Below are 19,522 nucleotides of genomic sequence, written 5' to 3'. Positions count from 1 at the left end.
GCAAGAGTGAAGCAAGACCTTCCGACTGCAACAAGCATGCGTTTTCAAAAACTCATCCAATGGTCAGCTGCCGCAGCGCTCTCGGCGCTTCCGATCGGCGCGGTCCATGCTGCGACCGGCGGCGAGCCGGCGGCCGTCACGCAGGTCGATATCGCACCGTGCCTCGCGGCCACCGCGGCCGACGACATCGACAAGGCGAATTCCGCATGCGCGGCCGTGATCGACAACGAGAAGACGGCGAAGGCGGACCTGGTCAAGGCGTTGATCGCGCGCGGTGCGCTTTATGCGCGGCACGACCAGATCGATCGCGCAATCGCCGACGACAGCCGCGCTCTTTTGCTCGATCCCACGCTCGCCGATATCTTCAACGCCCGCGGCGAGCTCTGGCTGAAGAAGGGCGACAAGCCCAAGGCGGTGCAGGATTTCGGTGCCGCGCTCAAGATCGATCCGAACCACGAGAAGGCCAAGGCCAATCACAAGGCCATGGCGCGCGAGCTCGAGCGCATCGGCGCGCAGATGGCGGTCGCCGGCAAGCCCAGCTTCAACTGCGCCCGCGCGGCTCGCGCCGTGGAGAAGGCGATCTGCGGCAATCGTGAGCTCGCCGATCTCGACCGCGAGATCTATGGGTCGCATCTGCGCGCTGTCCGCGAGGCCCAGAGCCCGGCGGAGGCGCGCAAGATCCAGCGCGAGCAGGATGCCTTCGTCGCCCGCCGCAACGCCGAATTCGGGCGGCCCGGGTACGACCTGAAGAAGGCGATGCAGGAGCGCTTGCAACAGATCAACGGCGTGGACGGATATTGATGCCGCCTGCGGCGGGAGGGAGAGCCCGCCGTTTGAACCTGTTGCCGGATGGCGGCGACAATGGGGAAAGCCCTTGTCCTGGAGTCCAAAGCCATGTGCGGCATGTCCCGTTCCGCGCAAATGTCCTCGTTTGCCAAAATCTCGCTCCGCGCCTTCTTCCTCGGCGCGGCTATGGGCCTGACCCTCATCGGTCCGGCTTCTGCCGGCACCGATTGCGTGCCGGGCAGCAAGGCTGCTCCCGCGGAACTGATCTCCGCGTGCAGCGCCATCATCGACCAGACGGCAAATCCGGCGTCTGAACGCTCCATGGCGCTCGTCGCTCGCGCCGAAGCCAATGCGCGAACCTCCGGAGGCCAGTCGCAGGCGCTGCGCGATCTGGACCGCGCCATCGCGCTCGACGGCAAGAACGCAAAGGCCTGGCGCGTGCGCGGCAACCTCTTGCGCGAGGCCGGCGGCGACCTCAATCGGGCCGCGGCGGATCTGAGCAAGGCGATCGAGATCGATCCACAGGATGCGGAATCCTACGAGCTGCGCGGCGTCGTCTACACCAACCAGCATCGCTTCGACCGCGCCATTGCAGACTACGACCAGGCCATCAAGCTGAAGGCGGATTCCGCCCAGGCCTGGTCCGACCGCGGCGCGACCTTCTATCTGCGCGGCGACTACGACAAGGCTGTCGCTGACCTCAGCGAGGCGCTACGGCTCGATCCGAACCGGGCGCGCAGTTACACCAACCGCGGCGCCGCCTACAAGAAGCTCGGCGAGCTCGACAAGGCGATCGCAGACGACAGCGAGGCGATCCGGCTCGATCCAAAGGTGCCGGAGTATTTCGACAACCGCGGCCTCACCTATGCCGCGCTGAAGGAGTACGACAAGGCGATCGCCGATTACGATCAGGCGATCCGTCTCGAGCAGCGTGTGAACTTCCTGACCAACCGCGGCGACTCCTACCAGTTCAAGGGCGAACTCGGTGCTGCGCTGTCGGACTACAATGACGCGCTGAAGCTCGATCCGAATTTTGCCAAGACCTACAACAACCGTGCCGTGCTCTACAAGAAGATGGGCGAGCGCAAGAAGGCGCTGGCCGACTACGAGGCGACGTTGCGGCTCGATCCCGCCAATGAGAACGCGCTCAACGGCCGCCGCGCGATGATCGCCGAGATTGCAAAATTCGGCGGCGAGCCGTCCCGTGTGCTGAACGCCGCCTCCAGCGATCCGTCATTCGACTGCGCCTCCGCCAAGCGCGAGGTCGAGAAGGTGATCTGCGCCGATCCGCAGCTCGGCGTGCTCGACCGCCAGATCGCCGAGGCCTACGAGCGCGTGCTGAAAGCGGCGGGCAAGCGCTCGGCGGATGGCCTGCGCAAGTCCCAGCGCGATTTCCTCGTCACGCGCGATGCAAGCTTCCGTCGCCCCGGCTACGATCTGAAAAAGGTCATGCAGGAGCGATTGCAGAAGCTGAACGCGATGGAAAGCTGAGAGGCGAAGGAGCCGAAGCCTTGCGGCTGGCTCCGTACCTCTCCCGCTTGCGGGAGAGGTCGACGCGCTCGGAGAGCGCGGCGGGTGAGGGCTCTCTCCTCTTGGGGACCTTCATGAGTCCTGCACAAACCCAACGCGGAGGCACCCCACCCCAACCCTCCCCCGCAAGCGGGAGAGGGAGCCGACTGCCGAAGCCGCGCAAGCTCCACGCCTCTCCCCAAAAAAGCCCATCCTTTTCAGCTTGAACCGCGGCCCTTTCCCGGGAAAATAGCCCTCAAACGAGACCGGCAATTGATCCTGGTCATGGCGGGACGCCTGTCCTGCCACAAGGGTCAGGGCCAGGCCAAAAAGGGAACGGGAGCGCGGGAATGAACGTCCAGGGAAACGTCGACGGGAAGAGTAGTTATCACGAGGTCTATGCGCGCTCGCTGGCCGATCCCGAGAGCTTCTGGGGCGAAGCGGCCAAGGAGATCGACTGGATCGAGCCGCCGAGGACGATCTTCGATCCTGCGCAGGGACCCTACGGCCGCTGGTTCACCGGCGGCGTGGTCAACACCTGCTACAACGCGCTCGACCGCCATGTCGAACGCGGCCGCGCCGACCAGGTCGCGCTGATCCATGATTCTCCGCTGACGGGCTCGATCACCAAGCTGACCTATGCCGAGCTCCTGGGCGAGGTGCAGGCGCTGGGCGCCATCATGCAGGATTTCGGTGTCACCAAGGGTGACCGCGTCATCCTCTACATGCCGATGGTGACGGAGGCGGTGGTCGCGATGCTCGCCTGTGCACGCATCGGTGCGGTGCACTCGGTGGTGTTCGGGGGCTTTGCCGCAAAGGAGCTCGCCACCCGCATCGACGATGCGCAGCCGAAGCTCATTCTCTCGGCGAGCTGCGGCATCGAGCCCGGCCGCATCGTGCAGTACAAGCCGCTGCTCGACGAGGCGATCAAACTTGCCGGCAGCAAGCCGAAGGCCTGTATCGTGCTGCAGCGTCCGCAGCTGACCTGCGACCTCACGCCCGGCCGCGACTATGATTGGGCGAGCCTGCGCCGCAAGGCGATCAACGACGGCAAGAAGGCCTCTTGCGTGCCGGTTGCCGCCACCGATCCGCTCTACATCCTCTACACATCGGGCACGACAGGCATTCCCAAGGGCGTCGTGCGCGACAATGGCGGCCATCTGGTTGCGGTGAAATGGTCGATGTTCAACCTCTATGGCGTCAAGCCCGGCGAGGTCTGGTGGTGTGGCTCCGACATCGGCTGGGTGGTCGGCCACAGCTACATCATCTACGGCCCGCTGCTGCATGGCGCGACCTCGATCATGTACGAGGGCAAGCCGGTCGGCACGCCCGATGCCGGCGCATTCTGGCGCGTCATCAGCGAGCACAAGGCGGTCGCCTTGTTCACCGCGCCGACGGCGTTCCGCGCGATCCGGAAAGAGGATCCGGACGGGAAGTTCATCCGGCAATATGACCTGTCGAAATTCCGCACGCTGTTCCTCGCCGGCGAGCGCGCCGATCCGCCGACGGTGGAATGGGCGGAGCAGCAGCTGAAAGTGCCTGTCATCGACCATTGGTGGCAGACCGAGACCGGCTGGTGCATCGCCGGCAATCCGGTCGGCCTCGGCATGCTGCCAGTGAAGCACGGCTCGCCGACGGTGCCGATGCCGGGCTATCAGGTCGATGTCGTCGATGAAGCGGCCAAGCCCGTCGGCCCCAACACCATGGGCTCGATCGTCATCAAGCTGCCGATGCCGCCGGGCTGCCTGCCGACGCTGTGGAATCAGGACGCGCGCTTTAGGGAAGCCTATTTGAGCGAATTCCCCGGCTACTACAAAACCTCCGACGCCGGCTACAAGGACGAGGACGGCTATGTCTTCGTCATGGGCCGCACCGACGACATCATCAATGTCGCTGGCCATCGCCTCTCGACCGGCGGTATGGAGGAGATCCTGGCCTCGCATCCGGACGTCGCCGAATGCGCCGTGCTCGGCGTCAAGGACGCGATCAAGGGCGAGGTGCCCTGCGGCTTCCTGGTGCTCAAGGCCGGCGTGAAGCGCGCCCCCGCCGAGATCGAGAAGGAGATCGTCGCGCTGGTGCGCGACCGGCTCGGCCCGGTCGCCGCCTTCAAGCTCGCCATCACCGTGGGCCGCCTGCCCAAGACGCGCTCCGGCAAGATCCTGCGCGGCACCATCAAGAAGATCGCCGACGGCGAGTCCTGGACCATGCCGGCGACGATCGAGGATCCCAAGGTGCTGGACGAGATCGGCGAGGCGCTGAAGGGGCGGGTTTGAGGCGAACTTGATCTGTCATTCCGGGGCGATGCGAAGCATCGAACCCGGAATCTCGAGATTCCGGGTTCGGTCCCTGCGGACCGCCCCGGAATGACGGTGTTGCCGACTTACAATCTCCTCATTCCACGCTAAACAGGGCCGGCCAACAGGGGACCTCGTATGCCACTCGCCACCGCGCCGCGCCTGCTTGCAGCCGTAGCTCTCGCCATCGCTCTTTCCGCCTGCTCCGCGCGCTACCAGACGCCGGTGGCGGTGGGCGGTGACGATGACGACGCGGTCTGCCAGGGCCGCGGCTACGCGGTCGGCTCACCCGAATACGTGGCCTGCCGCAAGGACCGCGACGTCCAGCGCAACGCCGCCACCGCCCGCGCCGACCGCCGTCAGCGCGACCTCGGCGAATACATGCTGAACCATCCCGAGCGGCCGTAGGCCGCCTCGCTCAACGGAGGCCGTCATGAACGAGGACCAGTTCAACACCAGCCTGCGCAAATTCCTGAAGCAAGTCGGCGTCACCTCGCAGCGTGAGATCGAGAAGGCCGTGCGCGATGCGATCGCGGCGGGCCGGATCAAGGGCCATGAGAAGCTCACCGCGAAGATGGTGCTGACGATCGACAGCGTCGGACTCGTCCACGAGGTCAACAACACGATCGAGCTGGGCTGATTCGCCGTTCGCGTGGACCGCACGTTGGCGGCTCACGCGCCGACCGCCGCCAGCGCGATCTCGGCGAGTACATGCTGAACCATCCCGAGCGGCCATGATGCAAAGTGCGGCACTATCCTGCCGCGACACATCTGCAACGCCGCGGCCAAATCATGTCGCGGTTGTCCTGATTTGATCGGCATCAAATCCTTCCGCATCCCCTTTCTGCTCTGACGCTGATGTCGCGCAACGACGCGCGAAAGATGGCTGAAGGGGACTGCAATGAACGGAACGATAAGAAACGTAGCGCGGCTTGCGACGGTCGGCGCGATGCTCGCGGCGACTTTTGCCTCGGTGCAGGCTGCCGATTTGCCTGTTTACAAGAAGGCGCCGCCGCCGGCTGACAGCTTCAATCCCTGGATGGTGCGCCTGCGCGTGCTCGGCGTATTGCCGGATGCGGGTGGCTCGACCGTCAATGTCGCGGGCGTGCCGTCGCTGTCGTCCCCGAATTCGGGCCTCTCGATCAGCGACCAGGTCGTGCCCGAGCTCGACATCAGCTACTTCTTCACCAAAAACATCGCGGCCGAATTGATCCTCGGCGTGACCCGGCATTCGATCAGCGGCACCGGCTCGCTCGCGAATCTGCCGATTGGCAAGACCACGCTGCTGCCGCCGACGCTGACCCTGCAATATCACTTCGACAATTTCGGCGCGTTCAAGCCGTATATCGGCGCCGGCGTCAATTACACGGTGTTCTTCAACAATTCGGCCGCGAATGCGCCGGCCGCGATCGCAGGTCCCCCCGCGATCGTCGCCACCACCACCAGCCTGCATGTCAGCAACGCGTGGGGTGGCGCCGTGCAGTTTGGGTTTGACTACATGCTCGACCGGCACTGGGGTCTCAACGTCGACGTCAAGAAGCTCTGGTTGCGTCCGGACTATTCGGCGACGGTGAGTGGGTTGCCCGTCACCGGCACCGCGCATATCGATCCCTGGCTGGTCGGCGGCGGTGTGACGTACAAGTTCTGAGGGACGCTCGCATAGAGCAACAAATTCCGCTGTCGTCCCGGCGAACGCCGGGACCCATACCGCGGAAGCTATCGATTGAACGCGGTAGCAGTACCGAACGACGAGTCTTCGCCAAACCTCTCCCTGTGGCTATGGGTCCCCGCGTTCGCCGGGACGACACCGTGGCTGTGGCGCGCTCTGTCGCTCAAACCCCTCTCACAAACAAAAACGCGGCGGGTTTTCCCGCCGCGTTTGCATTCGATAGCAACGGAGAGCGGAGCCTTACTCCTCGTCCTCGTCCTGCTTCTTGCCGCCGAGCGTCTTGAGCTTGGCGAACACGGCGTCGACGTTGAGGTCGTCGCTCGATCGCTCGGCCGGCTCGAACTCGTCCTTCTTGGTGGTCTCGGAGGCCGGCAGCAGGGTGGCGCCGCCATAGGCCGCGTCGATCGGCTTTTCCTTGGCCGCGCGCTGCACTTCGAAATCCAGCTCGATCTGCGAGCAGAGGCCGAGGGTGACGGGGTCGATCGGGGTCAGTTGGGACGTATTCCAGTGGGTGCGGTCGCGGACGCTGGCGATGGTGCTCTTGGTGGTGCCGACGAGGCGCATGATCTGGGCGTCCTTGAGCTCCGGATGGCTGCGCAGCAGCCAGAGGATCGCGCTCGGGCGCTCATGGCGGCGGGAGACCGGGGTGTAGCGCGGGCCCTTGCGCTTGGGCTGCGGCGGCAGCACCACCTTGCTCTCCTGCAGGCGGAGCCGATAATCCGGGTTCTTCTCGCCCTTCTCGATCTCCTCACGGGTCAGCTGGCCGTTGGAGAGGGGGTCCATGCCCTTGATGCCCTGGGCGGCGTCGCCGTCGGCGATGGCGCGCACCTCGAGGGGATGCATCTTGGTGAAATCGGCGACCTGGTCGAAGGTCAGCGCGGTGTTGTCGAGCAGCCAGACGGCGGTCGCCTTGGGCATCAGAGGTGCGTTGCTCATGGCAAATCTCCTTTGTGCTTCGCCCACCCCTCTGGAGGCGAAACCGGTGGTCATCAGCGATGACAGGGAATTCGCGCTATATAAGCCCGGAGGGGCTGGCCACGCAATGGTTCTGCTATAGATAGTGCCTTGACAGCGCCCGAAAGGGGGCCCAATTCCCTCTGCAGTCCCGTAAGCCCGTACCTAAGCCCTATTCATCCATCCGACCGCTTCCCGCCCCATTTGGCGAGGTGATTCGGTCCCGAGATCGCCCAATGTCAGCCAAACCAGACCTCAAGATCGTGCTTTGTTCTCCCCGCGGCTTCTGTGCCGGGGTGGTCCGGGCGATCGACACCGTGGAACGGGCGCTCGATAAGTACGGCGCCCCCGTCTATGTTCGCCATGAGATTGTACACAATAAATACGTCGTCGATGGGTTGAAAAAGAAGGGCGCCATCTTCGTCGAGGAACTGGCCGAAATCCCGGAAAATACCACCGCACCGGTGGTGTTCTCGGCCCATGGCGTGCCGAAATCGGTTCCGGCCGACGCCCAGTCCCGCAACCTGTTCTCGCTGGACGCGACCTGCCCGCTGGTGACCAAGGTCCACCGCGAGGCCGCGATCCACTTCAAGCGCGGCCGCGAGATCTTCCTGATCGGCCATTCCCATCACCCCGAGGTGGTCGGCACGCTCGGCCAGCTCCCCGTCGGCGCCGTCACCCTGATCGAGACCGCCGAGGACGCCAAGACCATCAATCCGAAGGACCCTGACAACCTCGCCTTCGTGACCCAGACCACGCTGTCGATCGACGACACCGCGGAGATCGTGGCGCTGCTCAAGGAGCGCTTCCCGAACATCAACGGGCCGCACAAGGAAGACATCTGCTACGCCACCACCAACCGCCAGCTCGCGGTGAAGAAGGTGGCGCCGGTGGTGGACGCGCTCATCGTTGTCGGTGCCCCCAACTCGTCGAACTCGCAGCGCCTGCGCGAGGTCGCCGAGCGCGAGGGCTGCAGGATCGCGGTGCTGGCGCAGCGCGCCACCGACATCGACTGGGACAAGTTCGGCAACATCGCGAGCCTCGGCATCACCGCGGGCGCCTCCGCGCCGGAAGTGATCGTCGAAGAAATCATGGACGCGTTCGCCGAGCGCTACACGCTGCATGTGGAGACGGTCTCGGCCGCGGAGGAGAACGAGTTCTTCCCGCTGCCGCGTCAGGTGCGCCCCGAAGCTGCCGCCGAGTAGACCCTTATGGCGGTCTACACCGACGTCGCCGCCGACGAGCTTGCGGATTTCCTGAAGCAATACGATCTCGGCGAATTGCTCTCCTACAAGGGCATCGCCGAGGGCGTCGAGAACTCCAACTTCCTGCTGCATACCAGCCAGGGGTCGTTCATCCTCACGCTCTATGAGAAGCGCGTGGCGAAGAACGATCTGCCGTTCTTCCTCGCGCTGATGACGCATCTCGCCGAGCACGGCGTCAATTGCCCGCTGCCCGTGAAGGGACGAGACGGCGAAGCGCTGCGCGAATTGTCGGGCCGCCCGGCCGCGATCATCACCTTTCTCGAAGGCGTCTGGCCGCGCAAGCCGAACGCGACCCATTGCGCCGGCGTCGGCGAGGGGTTGGCCCGGATGCATCTGGCCGGCGCAAATTTCGCGGTTCGACGCGCCAATGCGCTGTCGGTTGCGGGCTGGCCGCCGCTGTTCGACGCGGCGTCGAGCCGTGCCGACCAGGTGCAGCCCGGCCTGCGTGCGTTCCTCGCCGCCGAGCTCGATCATCTCGCGAGCGGGGTCTGGCCGACCAACCTGCCGGAGGGCGTGATCCACGCCGACCTCTTCAACGACAACGTCTTCTTCCTCGGCGACAAGCTTTCCGGGATCATCGACTTCACCTTCGCCTGCAATGACATGCTGGCCTATGACGTCGCGATCTGCCTCAACGCCTGGTGCTTCGAGCCGGATCACTCCTTCAACGTCACCAAGGCGCGCGCCTTCCTCAATGCCTATGGCCGCGTGCGCAAGCTGAGCGAGGCTGAAGAGGCCGCGCTGCCGCTGCTGGCGCGCGGCGCTGCGATCCGGTTTCTGCTGACGCGGCTGGTGGACTGGCTCAACGTGCCGCCCGGCGCGCTGGTCAAGCCGAAGGATCCGCTGGAATATGTCCGCAAGCTGCGCTTCCATCAGAGCGTATCGAGCGTGCGCGATTACGGGCTGATGCCATCAGGATTGGTCGCGTGAGCGAAAAGCCCGTCGTCACGATCTATACCGACGGCGCCTGCTCGGGGAATCCCGGGCCGGGCGGCTGGGGCGCGATCCTGAAGTTCGGCGACAAGGAGAAGGAGCTGAACGGCGGCGAGCGCCACACCACCAACAATCAGATGGAGTTGATGGCGGCGATCTCCGCGCTCGAGGCTCTGAAGAAGCCGTGCACGGTCGATCTCTACACCGACAGCCAGTATGTCCGGCAAGGCATCACCGGCTGGATATTCGGCTGGAAGCGCAACGGCTGGCGCACCGCAGACAAGAAGCCGGTGAAGAATGTCGAGCTATGGCAGCGCCTCGACGCTGCCTTGAAGCAGCACGAGGTCCGCTGGCACTGGGTCAAAGGCCATGCCGGCCATCCCGAGAACGAGCGCGCCGATCAGCTCGCGCGCGACGGGATCGTGAAGGCCAGGCTGCAGCAGCGGGTGGCGGAGTAGGGGGCGGTCGGCTCCACTCTCAACTGTCATCGCCCGCGAAGGCGGGCGATCCAGTACGCTGCGGCGGCTGTGATAAATCTCGACGTCACTGGATGCCCCGCTTTCGCGGGGCATGACAGTTTCGTAGGGTGGGCAAAGCGAAGCGTGCCCACCGCTGCTTCTCAATCGAGGAAAGATGGTGGGCACGGCGCTGGCGCCTTTGCCCACCCTACGGCACTTCCGCCGTGGCTCAGAGCTGTCCCAGCAGCGTATCGCCGCCGGACACCTCGACCTTGCCGGGCATCGCCTCGAGGTTCAACTTCTTCACAACGCCGTCCTCGACCAGCATCGAATAGCGCTTGGAGCGGATGCCGAGGCCGTTGGCGGAGGCATCCAGCTCCATGCCGATCGCCTTGGCGAACTCGGCATTGCCGTCGGCGAGGAAGATCGCCTCGTCACGCTGGTCGGTGTCGCGCTTCCAGGCATTCATGACGAAGGCGTCGTTGACCGAGACGATGGCGATGGTGTCGACGCCCTTGTCCTTCATGGCATAGGCGTTGAGGAAAATGCTCGGCAGATGCATCTTGTGGCAGGTGCCGGTGTAGGCACCGGGCACGGCGAACAGCGCCACCTTCTTGCCCTTGAAGATATCGTCGGTGGTCTTCACCTGCGGGCCGTCCGCCGTCATCACGCGGAATTTCGCCTCGGGCAGCTTGTCGCCAGTCTGGATCGCCATCGTCAGTCTCCCTGAAAATCGGTCCCGCTTTTTAGACCGGGCGGCGGGCCTGCACAATATTGCCGGCGGGGAAAGCGGCGTGGGCCGCGTCCCTTCACCGTGATGTCATCAGCCCGCAAATCCGCCGCCGTCGAGGAAGGCCTGTTCTTCCTCGGTGGTGTCGCGGCCAAGGATGCGGTTGCGGTGGGGGAAGCGGCCGAACCGCTCGATGATGTCGGCGTGCTCCCGGGCGTATTTCTGGTTCTCGGTATTGTCGGTGTTCGCAAACAGCGCGACGCAGTGCAACTGGTCGGGCAGGTGCTCCGAATGCATGAAGGGCATGTAGAGGAATTCGAGCAGGATGGGATCGATCCTGCGGTCGACGCCCCGCGCGATGGCGCGGCGGGCGACATCGCGTGCCAAGGCGTCGCTGGCAAAGGCTTGCCGAGTGCCGCGAAACATGTTGCGGGGAAACTGGTCGAGCAAGATGACGAGCGCGAGCGCGCCGTCGTCGCTGTCTTCCCATGACGAGAGTTCGCCGGCGACGGCCTTCTGCCAGAGCGCGGCAAAACGGTGTCGCACGTCCGCGTCGAAGGCGTCACTGCGCTCGTACCAGCGTTCGTGGCCGGCCTCTCGCCAGAAGGCGAGAACGCCTGCCGGCGTGATGTCGCGGGCGTCGGTCATGAACGGGAGGCGCGCCTTACGCCGCCTCCGCCTTCTTCTCGTCCCGAAGCTGCCGGCGCAGGATCTTGCCGACATTGGTCTTCGGCAGGTCGGTGCGGAATTCGATGTGCTTGGGCACCTTGTAGCCGGTGAGCTGCTCGTGACAGAACTTGATCACGGCTTCGGCGGTGAGGTTCGGGTCCTTCTTCACGACGAACGCCTTCACCGCCTCGCCGGACTTGGAATCGGGGATGCCGATCACGGCGCATTCGAGCACGCCCGGATGGCTCGCGATCACTTCCTCGATCTCGTTCGGATAGACGTTGAAGCCGGAGACCAGGATCATGTCCTTCTTGCGATCGACGATCTTGGTGTAGCCCTTCTCGTCCATCACGCCGATGTCGCCGGTGCGGAAATAGCCGTCCGCGGTCATTACCTTGGCGGTCTCTTCCGGCCTGTTCCAGTAGCCCGACATCACCTGCGGGCCCTTGGCGCAGATCTCGCCGGGCTGGCCGAGCGGGACTTCGTTGCCATCGTCGTCGCGGATCGAGATGTAAGTCGACGGCACGGGAATGCCGATCGATCCCGTGAACTCCGTTGCCGTCGCCGGGTTGCAGGTCAGCGTCGGCGAGGTCTCCGACAGGCCGTAGCCTTCGGCAATGAAGCAGCCGGTGATCGCCTTCCATTGATCGGCCACGGGGCGCTGCACCGCCATGCCGCCGCCGTTGGAGATCTTCAGCTTGGAGAAGTCCAGCTTCTTGAAATCAGGATGGTGCATCAAGCCGTTGTAGAGCGTGTTCACTGCCGGGAAGCTGTTGACCTGGTACTTCGCCAATTCCTTGACGAAGCCCGCGATGTCGCGCGGGTTGGGGATCAGGAGATTGCAGCCGCCGGCGCGCACCGCGAGCAGGTAGCAGGCCGTCAGTGCGAAGATGTGATAGAGCGGCAGCGCGCAGACGATCATCAACTGCTCGACATGCGGCGGCGCGGCTATTGCCGGCTGGAGCCAGGCGTCGTTCTGCAGCACGTTGGCGACGATGTTGCGGTGGACCAGGGTCGCGCCCTTGGAGACGCCGGTCGTGCCGCCGGTATATTGCAGGAAGGCGACGTCGCCCGGCGACAGTTTTGGCTTGTTGAAGGCCAGAGAGCGGCCGGACGACAGCGCGTCGTTGAACGACACCGCGCCCGGCAGCGACCAGGCCGGCACCATCTTCTTGACGCGGCGGACGACGAGATTGACGATCACGCCCTTGAAGCCGAGCAGGTCGCCCATGCTGGCGACGATGACGTGCTTCACTGGCGTCTTCGCGATCACCTGCTCGACGGTGTGAGCAAAATTCTCCAGCACGATGATGGCTTCGGCGCCGGAATCCTTGAGCTGATGTTCGAGCTCACGCGGGGTGTAGAGCGGGTTGACGTTGACGACAGCGAAGCCTGCGCGCAGCACCGCGGCGGTGGCGACCGGATATTGCAGCACGTTCGGCATCATGATGGCGACGCGGGCACCGCGCTGCAGCCCGCGGCCTTGCAAGTAAGCGGCGAGCGCGACCGACATCTGATCGAGGTCGCGATAGCTGATCGACTTGTCCATGCAGATGAACGCCTTGCGGTCGGCGAACTTGGTGAAGCTCTCCTCCAGCAGGTCGACCAGCGATGCGTATTGCGTCGGCTCGATATCAGCAGGCACGCCGGGCGGATATTGCTTGAGCCAGATGCGCTCCATGGAAAACTCCCCTCAATTTACCAGAGCCCGTTGTGTCTCGGGCTTGCCTCGTTGCCGCCAGTATCGAGCCTGCCGGAACGGGTGGCAAGCCGTCGTGGCTTAGGGCAAAGGTCGGAGAGTGGCTACTGGAATCGTCGCAAACCGCTTTGCCGCAGGTGCGAAGCGCGGGCCGCGGTTTTAGCCTCGCGGGGGCGTTAACTGTTGTTGGCCGGCTTGGCCGGAGGCTTGGTTGCGGCCTTGGGCTTGGCGGGCTTCACGGCCTGGTCGCCGCTCGCCGCGGGCTTTGCCGCCGCATCGGGCTTGGCCGCGGCATGCTTGATCCCAGCCGGCTTGGCTGCGGTCTTGCCGTCGCTCTTGGCGTCTTTCTTGGCGTCAGCCGGCTTTGCCGCTGCCGTCTTGGTATCCTTCGGCTTATCGGCGGGCTTGTCGGTTGCGTCAGGCTTCTTGGCGACGCGCGACTTCTTGCCACGCGGCTTTGGCGTGGCCTGCTGGTCGGCATCGGCCGCGACCGCCGCGATCAGGGCGGTGCCAGTGCGGGTCGGACCGGTATAGACCAGCACGGGCTCGGTCGCCGCCGGCGCCGAGGCCATCAGTTCGGAGGCCTTCATCAAAGGCGGCTGGAGGCCGGCCGTAAAGAACGTCACCTGGGCTTCGCCGCCGGTCGCGGAGGCCGATCCTGATGTGCCGCCATTGGCTGCGATCAGCGCGTCGTCGTCGTCGCTTGCCGGCCGCTTGCGATGACCGCCGCACATCTCGTCGCGCAGGTTCGGCGGCGAGGCGTCGACCGGCACCAGCTTGTCGACGGTGCCGAGCGAGGGGCGGAGCCAGGTAAGACCGTCCTGGCTGAAGCCGCGCTCGAGCAGCTGCGCCGCCTTCACCGCGCGGGCGGTGCCGGAGTTCGCACCCAGCACCACCGCGATCAACCGGCGGCCGTTGCGCGTCGCTGACGCCACGAGATTATAGCCGGAGGCGCAGATGAAGCCGGTCTTGAAACCGTCGGCGCCGGGATAGCGGCCGATCAGCTTGTTGAAATTGCCGGTGGTGCGCTTGCCGAAACGGATCGCCGGAATGTGCACGAAATATTCGTATTCCGGCAGATCGCGCAGGAACGAGCGGGCGAGAATGCCGAGGTCGCGGGCCGAGGTGATCTGGCCGTCGGCGGGCAGGCCGTTCGGATTGACGTAGCTCGTCTGCGTCATGCCGAGCCTCTGCGCAGTGTCGTTCATCATCGCGGAGAAGCCGTCGATCGAACCGCCGACGCCTTCGGCGAGCACCACGGCCATGTCGTTCGCCGACTTCACCATCATCATCTTCAGCGCGTTGTCGACGGTGAGCTGTGTTCCCGGACGGAACCCCATCTTCGACGGCGACTGCGAGGCGGCCGTCGGCGACACCGTGAGCAGCGTGTCGAGCGTGAGCCTGCCGTCCTTCACCGCCTTCAGCGTCACATAGGCTGTCATGATCTTGGTGACGGAGGCCGGATACCAGGGAATGGTCGCGTTGTCCGCCTGCAGCACCTTGCCGCTATCGGCCTCGATCAGCAGCAGCGCTTCGGCGCTCGCCGCGCGCGGCGCAAGCAGCGCGGCACATGCGAAGGCCGCAGCGAACAGGTTGAACAGGGACTTGCGAAGCAGCGGGCGAAGGGCGTGCACTATCCGATTCCGGTCCTTGGAGATCCGCCTGATACGGGCGGTTCTCGTGATCTGAGTTTCGGGTTCTGAAATCCGGCGCCGCCGCTTGCGGCGTCGCAAACCTATACCGGCTGGTGCGTCGAGAATAGGGGCTTCGGGTGGGTATTCCGCAAGGAAGTAGGCCGAATTTCGACGGTCCTCTCGGGACTTGCTAGGGGGATTTGGCAGCTGTCGCGGCAGCCTCGGCGGCCGTCACGCTGGCCCGTGCGTTCTCCTGGACCATGAACTGGGCCTTGGCCATCTCGGCAAAATGGCCGCCTTTGGCCACGAGTTCATCGAAAGTTCCGGTTTCGATCACGCGTCCATTCTCGAACACCAGGATCCGCGTGGCGTTGCGGATGGTGGAGAGGCGATGGGCGATCACGAAGGTGGTACGGCCCTTCATCACTTCGTCGAGAGCAGCGTTCACCTTGACCTCGGTGACGGCGTCGAGCGCGGAGGTGGCCTCGTCCAGGATCAGGATCGGCGGATCCTTCAGCAGCGCGCGGGCGATCGAGAGGCGCTGGCGCTCGCCGCCCGAGAGCATGCGGCCGCGCTCGCCGGCATTGGTCGCAAAGCCGCCGCTGCGCTCGATGAAATCGAGCGCCTGCGCGCGCTCGGCGGCCTTGCGCATTTCGGCCTCGGTCGCATCCGGCTTGCCGACGCGCAAATTCTCCTCGATCGAGCGGTTGAACAGCAGTGCTTCCTGGAACACGACGCCGATGTTTCGCCGCAGCGAGGTCAGCGTCACGCCGCGGACGTCCATGCCGTCGATCTTGATGAAGCCGGATTGCGGATCGAAGGCGCGGTGCAAGAGCGCGATCGCGGTGGATTTGCCGGCGCCGGTCGGGCCGACCAGCGCGATCGTCTGCCCGGGCAGTGCGGTGAAGGTGAGGTCCTCGATCGCCGGCCGCTTGCCGTCATAGGAGAAGGTGACGTCGTTGAACTCGACGAGGCCGGACAGCCGGCCGGCATCGATCGCGTCGGGCCGGTCGTGGACGGCGGGCACGGCGTCGAGCACGTTGAAGAACTCACGCAGGCGCGGCGCCTCCATGAAGACGTTGTTGATGAAGCTCACGACCTGCTCGAGCTTCTGGATCAGCATCGTCGCGAAGCTCACGAACATCACGATCTCGCCGACCGAGGTCAGCCCCTGGTCGTGCAGCGCGATGCCGAGGGTGAAGATCGCGAGCACCGTGATGGTGGTCGAGGCGCGCGTGATGACGGTGACGAGCGCCCACCAGGACAGCACCGGCATCTGCGCCGCCAGCAGATCGTCGGCGACGGAGCGCAGCCCCTTCACCTCGGATTCGACACGGACGAAGCTCTGCACCAGCGCGACGTTGCCGAGCGCGTCGGAGGCGCGGGCAGAGAGCTCGCTGTAGTGCTCCTCGACTTCCATCTGCATGCCGAAGGTCTTGCGCACCACGAAGGTCGTCAGCGCGGTGAAGACGATGCAGAGCACGAACAGCAGGATCGCGAGCCGCCAGTTCAGGTACAGCGACAGCGGCAGCAGCACCACGACCGAGAGGATCGCGGCGAAATGCTCGCGGAAGAAGCCGAGCCACAGCCGCCACAGCGCATCGGTGCCGTTGAGCATCACCTTCATCAGCCGGCCCGAATGGGTGCCGGAGTGGAAGGTCAGCGGCAGCTGCAGGATGTGCTCGAAATAGTCGGTCAGCACCGCCTGGCGCTGGCGGTGCGAGAGCCGGTCGGCCTGCAGGGCGACGAGCGCGCTGCAGGCGATGGTGAACAGCCCGAACGCCACCCAGGCGGCCAGGAACGGCCAGGCCGAGCTTGAGCCGGCAACGGTCTTGCCTGAGAGCACGTCGACGATCCGGCCGAACAGCACGGGTTCCGCGAATTGCGAGGCGGCGAGCAGGAGGTTGGCGACCGCGAGCAGCCAGCCCAGCCGTGCCTCCTTGCCGAGTAGCTCGAGAACGCGGGAGTAGAGACGGAGAATGGACATGCGGACTGGCAACTTGGCAGCTAATGGAGTCCGTATTCTAAGCCGGGATCACCCGCGAGATACAGCGGAAGCTTTTGGTTTTGCTCAATTGATGAGCCGGCTCTCGACCGGCGGCAGGAACCGGTCATCGAAGATATCGCCCGCTGCCGGCCGCTTGCGGAATTTGAAGTCCTGGGCGATCTGGTCGATCGAGCGCTGCAGGCGCGCCGGATCGATGCCGCCGAGGCCGTTGCGCTTGACCTCGTCGGTCAGGATGTTGTCGACGAGCACGGTGCGCAGGCGCTCCAGCTCGAGCTCGCGGTCGCCATCCTCGATGCGGCTTGCGGCCTCGTCCGCCGCGCGCGCCGGCTCTTTGACCGTTGCATTGATGCCGCCGATCAGGGCGCGGACGAAACCCTTCACGACGTCCGGCTTCGCCGCGGCGAAGGCGGGATTGGCCACCACGGCAAAGCCATAGGCTTCGCAACCATAGTCGGCATAACGCAGCACGACGAGATCGCCGCCGGGCACGCCGCGGTCGCGCAGGTTCACCGCCGAGAGATGGCTGAAGCCGGCGACGGCATCGACCTGTCCTGCGGACAGGATCGGCTCGCGCACCGCGGCGCTGATCTTGTGAAATTTCACGCGCGAAGCGTTGATGTTGTTCTGCAGCGCCAGCGCCGGCCACAGCCGCATCGACAGATCGCCGTCGGCGACGCCGACGGTCTTGCCGTCGAGGTCGGGCAGGATGTGGATGCCGCGGCTCCTGCGCGCGACGATCGCGTAGGGTGCGCGGTTGAACAGCACGAACACCGCCTTGATCGGCGCCGCATCCTCCTTGTCGCGAAAGCGGATCAGCTCGTTGATGTCGACCAATGCGAGCTCGCTGTCGCCCTTGGCGACACGCGCAAGCGCCTCCGGCGATCCGGGCGCGGTGTTGAACGACACATTGAGATGCTCGGCGCCGAACTTGCCGTCTTTCGCGGCAAGGAAGAATGGCGCCATGCTGGCATCGACGGGACGGTCGAAGGTGAAGTGGATCGCCGTGGAGGGAGCGGCGCTCTCGGCCGCTGTGACCTCGCGCGCAGTCAGCGCGGCGAGCGAGATAGCAAGGGCCAGCAGGCCGCGAAGGACGATCGTCTTGAATCCTGACATCAACTGCGCCGGTCCCGCATTGTTGTGGTTTGTGACGCTCGCAGCGCCGGCCGGCGACGACGGTGCGCGCGCCAACATGAACGGCGGATGAGCAGCGGTTGCGTCACGATCACGCAACCCCGTTCAGCTTGTGTTGGGGTTGGGGAACCCAACATGGGATGCGGGTGTTTGAGAGACATGAGCCTGTCTCAAGGCACCATTCAAGGTCCCAAGGAGGGTCCAGGACATGTTTGACAGATTTTCGAGCCTTACCGGCCGTAAAGCCGTCCTCGCGACGGCTGCCGTGCTGGCGCTGACCGCGGTCGCTCCGACGGCCTCCTACGCAGGCGGCCGCCACTGGCATGGCGGTGGTGGCGGCGCTGCGGCCGCCGCGGCTTTCGCAGCCATTGGCACCGGTCTCGCCATCGCTGCGACCCGCGACGCGTATGCCTATGACTACGGTCCGGGCTACGGCTATTACGGCGGTCCCGCCTATTACAGTGCCCCGGCCTACGGCCCCTATTACGGCCCGGGCCCGAACTACCAGTATCAGCGCTACGGCGGCACCGCGCCCTCGGAGCTCTGTGGCCAAGGCTACTTCACGAACTGCTACTAGGCTTGCCGGCCCCCTTGGCTACCAACGGTTGACCAAAACAGGCCATCGCGCTTGTCGCGCCGGCCTGTTTTTTGCTTTTATCGCCGGGCGTTAACGCGCTCGCCATTGGTTTAGAGTAGTTTTGAGTACCATGAGTGATTCGCTTGAGCGGCTATATCTGGCTGTGCTCGCGGCCAGGGATCTTGATCCGGCAACATCGCGTACAGCCCGGCTGTTTCAGCGCGGCCCCTCCAAAATGGCGAAGAAGCTGGCCGAAGAGGCCATCGAAGTCGTGATCGATGCGGTCAACGGCGACAGCGAGGCCGTGATCCGGGAAAGCGCCGACCTGCTCTACAATCTGACCGTGCTGTGGGCCTCGGCCGGCGTGCGCCCCGAGGACGTCTGGCGCGAGATGACGCGGCGGGAAGACATGCTCGGCATTGCCGAGAAGCTACCGAAATCACCAATGAAACTGCCCAAAGTCGCCTCACCGCGCGTGGCCGCCAGGCGGCCAATTGTCGCGCTCGAGAGCCGCACTGCGCGCAAGCGCCACTAAAACCTTCATAAACTCGCGATGGACAAATCCGTCCCATGGTGCTTCATCGCGGCGCCATGCTGAAACGTATCTACGACTGGTGCATCGACGCCGCCCACAAGCCCTACGCGCTCTGGATCATGGGAGCCGTGGCTTTCGCAGAAAGCTCCTTCTTTCCGGTTCCGCCGGATGTGATGCTGATCCCGATGTCACTGGCGCGCCCGCAGCGCGCCTGGGTCTATGCCGCGGTCTGCACGATCACATCGGTGCTCGGCGGCCTCCTCGGCTACGCCATCGGCGCGCTGCTGTTCGACTCTGTCGGTCACTGGCTGATCCAGGTCTACGGCCTCGGCGACAAGGTCGAGGCCTTCCGCGCCTCCTATGCCGAGTGGGGCGCGGTGATCATCCTGCTCAAGGGGCTGACGCCGATCCCCTACAAGCTCGTCACCATCACCTCGGGCTTTGCCGGCTATAATCTCGTTCTCTTCACCCTGTGCTCGATCGTCGCGCGCGGCGGACGCTTCTTCATCGTGGCGATCCTGCTCAACCGCTATGGCGACTGGATCCGGCACAAGCTCGAGGAGCATCTCGGATTGTGGGTGGCGATCGGCGCCATCGTGCTGGTGCTCGGCTTCGTGGTGGCGGTCAAGCTGATCTAACCTTTGCCGCCGCGCCGGCTTCGGCTACGGTTG

The 19,522-nt window shown here is 64.9% G+C and carries 20 protein-coding genes; 12 read left to right on the top strand and 8 right to left on the bottom strand.

What is annotated here, in order from left to right; genetic code table 11:
- Positions 1–36 precede the first annotated feature (36 nt).
- The 5 genes from QA649_RS40275 (at position 37) to QA649_RS40255 (ending at position 5,229) form a co-directional block, all read left to right on the top strand.
- A complete protein-coding gene (locus tag QA649_RS40275) occupies positions 37–801 on the top strand; it encodes a tetratricopeptide repeat protein (protein WP_283021992.1) in 765 nt (254 codons plus the stop codon).
- A gap of 93 nt (positions 802–894) precedes the next feature.
- Complete coding sequence (locus tag QA649_RS40270) at positions 895–2,277, top strand: tetratricopeptide repeat protein (RefSeq protein ID WP_283026207.1); 1,383 nt, start codon at positions 895–897, stop codon at positions 2,275–2,277.
- A 368-nt stretch (positions 2,278–2,645) separates the two neighbouring features.
- Positions 2,646–4,568, top strand: a complete 1,923-nt coding sequence (locus QA649_RS40265; RefSeq protein WP_283021991.1) for a propionyl-CoA synthetase — start codon at positions 2,646–2,648, stop codon at positions 4,566–4,568.
- A gap of 159 nt (positions 4,569–4,727) precedes the next feature.
- Positions 4,728–4,997 (top strand): hypothetical protein, encoded by a 270-nt coding sequence (locus QA649_RS40260; protein WP_283021990.1) that lies wholly within the window; start codon positions 4,728–4,730, stop codon positions 4,995–4,997.
- Positions 4,998–5,022: 25 nt separating this feature from the next.
- Positions 5,023–5,229, top strand: a complete 207-nt coding sequence (locus tag QA649_RS40255) for a DUF6494 family protein (protein WP_283021989.1) — start codon at positions 5,023–5,025, stop codon at positions 5,227–5,229.
- A gap of 32 nt (positions 5,230–5,261) precedes the next feature.
- On the opposite strand, the gene QA649_RS40250 is transcribed toward QA649_RS40255, so the two are convergent.
- Positions 5,262–5,411, bottom strand: coding sequence for a hypothetical protein (locus QA649_RS40250; RefSeq protein ID WP_283021988.1), 150 nt, complete (start codon positions 5,409–5,411; stop codon positions 5,262–5,264).
- Positions 5,412–5,490: 79 nt separating this feature from the next.
- On the opposite strand from QA649_RS40250, the gene QA649_RS40245 reads away from it, so the two are divergent.
- On the top strand, positions 5,491–6,237 hold the full coding sequence (locus QA649_RS40245) for an OmpW family outer membrane protein (RefSeq protein ID WP_283021987.1): 747 nt from the start codon (positions 5,491–5,493) through the stop codon (positions 6,235–6,237).
- A gap of 261 nt (positions 6,238–6,498) precedes the next feature.
- Here the strand turns inward: QA649_RS40245 and QA649_RS40240 are convergent, their stop codons facing one another.
- Positions 6,499–7,194: a cell cycle transcriptional regulator TrcR gene (locus tag QA649_RS40240; protein WP_283021986.1), complete on the bottom strand. Its 696-nt coding sequence runs from the start codon at positions 7,192–7,194 to the stop codon at positions 6,499–6,501.
- Between the two features lie 254 nt (positions 7,195–7,448).
- Here QA649_RS40240 and ispH point away from each other — a divergent pair, with 254 nt between their 5' ends.
- Genes ispH through rnhA form a run of 3 tightly spaced genes read left to right on the top strand, consistent with a single transcriptional unit; the run spans position 7,449 to position 9,868 of the window.
- Entirely contained in the window at positions 7,449–8,417 is a 969-nt protein-coding gene (ispH, locus tag QA649_RS40235) for a 4-hydroxy-3-methylbut-2-enyl diphosphate reductase (RefSeq protein ID WP_260386698.1), read from the top strand.
- 6 nt (positions 8,418–8,423) lie between these two features.
- Positions 8,424–9,407, top strand: coding sequence for a homoserine kinase (locus QA649_RS40230; protein ID WP_283021985.1), 984 nt, complete (start codon positions 8,424–8,426; stop codon positions 9,405–9,407).
- Positions 9,404–9,868, top strand: a complete 465-nt coding sequence (rnhA, locus tag QA649_RS40225; protein ID WP_283021984.1) for a ribonuclease HI — start codon at positions 9,404–9,406, stop codon at positions 9,866–9,868. Before QA649_RS40230 ends, rnhA begins: the two co-directional genes overlap by 4 nt.
- A gap of 229 nt (positions 9,869–10,097) precedes the next feature.
- Here the strand turns inward: rnhA and QA649_RS40220 are convergent, their stop codons facing one another.
- The 6 genes from QA649_RS40220 to QA649_RS40195 form a co-directional block, all read right to left on the bottom strand.
- Positions 10,098–10,583, bottom strand: coding sequence for a peroxiredoxin (locus QA649_RS40220; protein WP_260386695.1), 486 nt, complete (start codon positions 10,581–10,583; stop codon positions 10,098–10,100).
- A 108-nt stretch (positions 10,584–10,691) separates the two neighbouring features.
- Positions 10,692–11,246 carry a DUF924 family protein gene (locus QA649_RS40215; protein WP_283021983.1) on the bottom strand — a complete coding sequence of 185 codons (555 nt, stop codon included), beginning with the start codon at positions 11,244–11,246 and terminating at the stop codon, positions 10,692–10,694.
- Between the two features lie 16 nt (positions 11,247–11,262).
- Entirely contained in the window at positions 11,263–12,948 is a 1,686-nt protein-coding gene (locus QA649_RS40210) for a long-chain fatty acid--CoA ligase (RefSeq protein ID WP_283021982.1), read from the bottom strand.
- 194 nt (positions 12,949–13,142) lie between these two features.
- Positions 13,143–14,600 carry a D-alanyl-D-alanine carboxypeptidase family protein gene (locus QA649_RS40205; protein WP_283021981.1) on the bottom strand — a complete coding sequence of 486 codons (1,458 nt, stop codon included), beginning with the start codon at positions 14,598–14,600 and terminating at the stop codon, positions 13,143–13,145.
- Between the two features lie 190 nt (positions 14,601–14,790).
- Positions 14,791–16,587, bottom strand: coding sequence for a glucan ABC transporter ATP-binding protein/ permease (locus tag QA649_RS40200; protein WP_283021980.1), 1,797 nt, complete (start codon positions 16,585–16,587; stop codon positions 14,791–14,793).
- A gap of 84 nt (positions 16,588–16,671) precedes the next feature.
- Positions 16,672–17,721 carry an ABC transporter substrate-binding protein gene (locus QA649_RS40195; protein WP_283021979.1) on the bottom strand — a complete coding sequence of 350 codons (1,050 nt, stop codon included), beginning with the start codon at positions 17,719–17,721 and terminating at the stop codon, positions 16,672–16,674.
- Between the two features lie 226 nt (positions 17,722–17,947).
- On the opposite strand from QA649_RS40195, the gene QA649_RS40190 reads away from it, so the two are divergent.
- From QA649_RS40190 to QA649_RS40180, 3 genes are all read left to right on the top strand, one after another.
- Positions 17,948–18,316 (top strand): hypothetical protein, encoded by a 369-nt coding sequence (locus tag QA649_RS40190; RefSeq protein ID WP_283021978.1) that lies wholly within the window; start codon positions 17,948–17,950, stop codon positions 18,314–18,316.
- Positions 18,317–18,446: 130 nt separating this feature from the next.
- Entirely contained in the window at positions 18,447–18,851 is a 405-nt protein-coding gene (hisE, locus tag QA649_RS40185) for a phosphoribosyl-ATP diphosphatase (protein ID WP_283021977.1), read from the top strand.
- A 35-nt stretch (positions 18,852–18,886) separates the two neighbouring features.
- Positions 18,887–19,489, top strand: coding sequence for a YqaA family protein (locus QA649_RS40180; protein WP_018646464.1), 603 nt, complete (start codon positions 18,887–18,889; stop codon positions 19,487–19,489).
- The last annotated feature ends 33 nt before the right edge of the window (positions 19,490–19,522 follow it).

The organism is Bradyrhizobium sp. CB1717, assembly GCF_029714325.1.
Classification (GTDB): Bacteria; Pseudomonadota; Alphaproteobacteria; order Rhizobiales; family Xanthobacteraceae; genus Bradyrhizobium.
Note: the sequence above shows the minus strand (reverse complement) of the source record. Positions and strands in the feature narration are given on the sequence as shown.

What these genes read in the sequence shown, in the direction of transcription:
- ispH (WP_260386698.1), top strand. Translation starts at nt 7,449, where the DNA reads ATGTCAGCCAAACCAGACCTCAAGATCGTGCTTTGTTCTCCCCGCGGC.
- QA649_RS40200 (WP_283021980.1), bottom strand. Translation starts at nt 16,587, where the DNA reads ATGTCCATTCTCCGTCTCTACTCCCGCGTTCTCGAGCTACTCGGCAAG.
- hisE (WP_283021977.1), top strand. Translation starts at nt 18,447, where the DNA reads ATGAGTGATTCGCTTGAGCGGCTATATCTGGCTGTGCTCGCGGCCAGG.
- QA649_RS40250 (WP_283021988.1), bottom strand. Translation starts at nt 5,411, where the DNA reads ATGCCGATCAAATCAGGACAACCGCGACATGATTTGGCCGCGGCGTTG.
- QA649_RS40275 (WP_283021992.1), top strand. Translation starts at nt 37, where the DNA reads ATGCGTTTTCAAAAACTCATCCAATGGTCAGCTGCCGCAGCGCTCTCG.
- QA649_RS40210 (WP_283021982.1), bottom strand. Translation starts at nt 12,948, where the DNA reads ATGGAGCGCATCTGGCTCAAGCAATATCCGCCCGGCGTGCCTGCTGAT.
- QA649_RS40190 (WP_283021978.1), top strand. Translation starts at nt 17,948, where the DNA reads ATGTTTGACAGATTTTCGAGCCTTACCGGCCGTAAAGCCGTCCTCGCG.
- QA649_RS40255 (WP_283021989.1), top strand. Translation starts at nt 5,023, where the DNA reads ATGAACGAGGACCAGTTCAACACCAGCCTGCGCAAATTCCTGAAGCAA.
- QA649_RS40240 (WP_283021986.1), bottom strand. Translation starts at nt 7,194, where the DNA reads ATGAGCAACGCACCTCTGATGCCCAAGGCGACCGCCGTCTGGCTGCTC.
- QA649_RS40180 (WP_018646464.1), top strand. Translation starts at nt 18,887, where the DNA reads ATGGTGCTTCATCGCGGCGCCATGCTGAAACGTATCTACGACTGGTGC.
- QA649_RS40260 (WP_283021990.1), top strand. Translation starts at nt 4,728, where the DNA reads ATGCCACTCGCCACCGCGCCGCGCCTGCTTGCAGCCGTAGCTCTCGCC.
- QA649_RS40195 (WP_283021979.1), bottom strand. Translation starts at nt 17,721, where the DNA reads ATGTCAGGATTCAAGACGATCGTCCTTCGCGGCCTGCTGGCCCTTGCT.
- QA649_RS40245 (WP_283021987.1), top strand. Translation starts at nt 5,491, where the DNA reads ATGAACGGAACGATAAGAAACGTAGCGCGGCTTGCGACGGTCGGCGCG.
- QA649_RS40230 (WP_283021985.1), top strand. Translation starts at nt 8,424, where the DNA reads ATGGCGGTCTACACCGACGTCGCCGCCGACGAGCTTGCGGATTTCCTG.
- QA649_RS40265 (WP_283021991.1), top strand. Translation starts at nt 2,646, where the DNA reads ATGAACGTCCAGGGAAACGTCGACGGGAAGAGTAGTTATCACGAGGTC.
- QA649_RS40220 (WP_260386695.1), bottom strand. Translation starts at nt 10,583, where the DNA reads ATGGCGATCCAGACTGGCGACAAGCTGCCCGAGGCGAAATTCCGCGTG.
- QA649_RS40215 (WP_283021983.1), bottom strand. Translation starts at nt 11,246, where the DNA reads ATGACCGACGCCCGCGACATCACGCCGGCAGGCGTTCTCGCCTTCTGG.
- QA649_RS40270 (WP_283026207.1), top strand. Translation starts at nt 895, where the DNA reads ATGTGCGGCATGTCCCGTTCCGCGCAAATGTCCTCGTTTGCCAAAATC.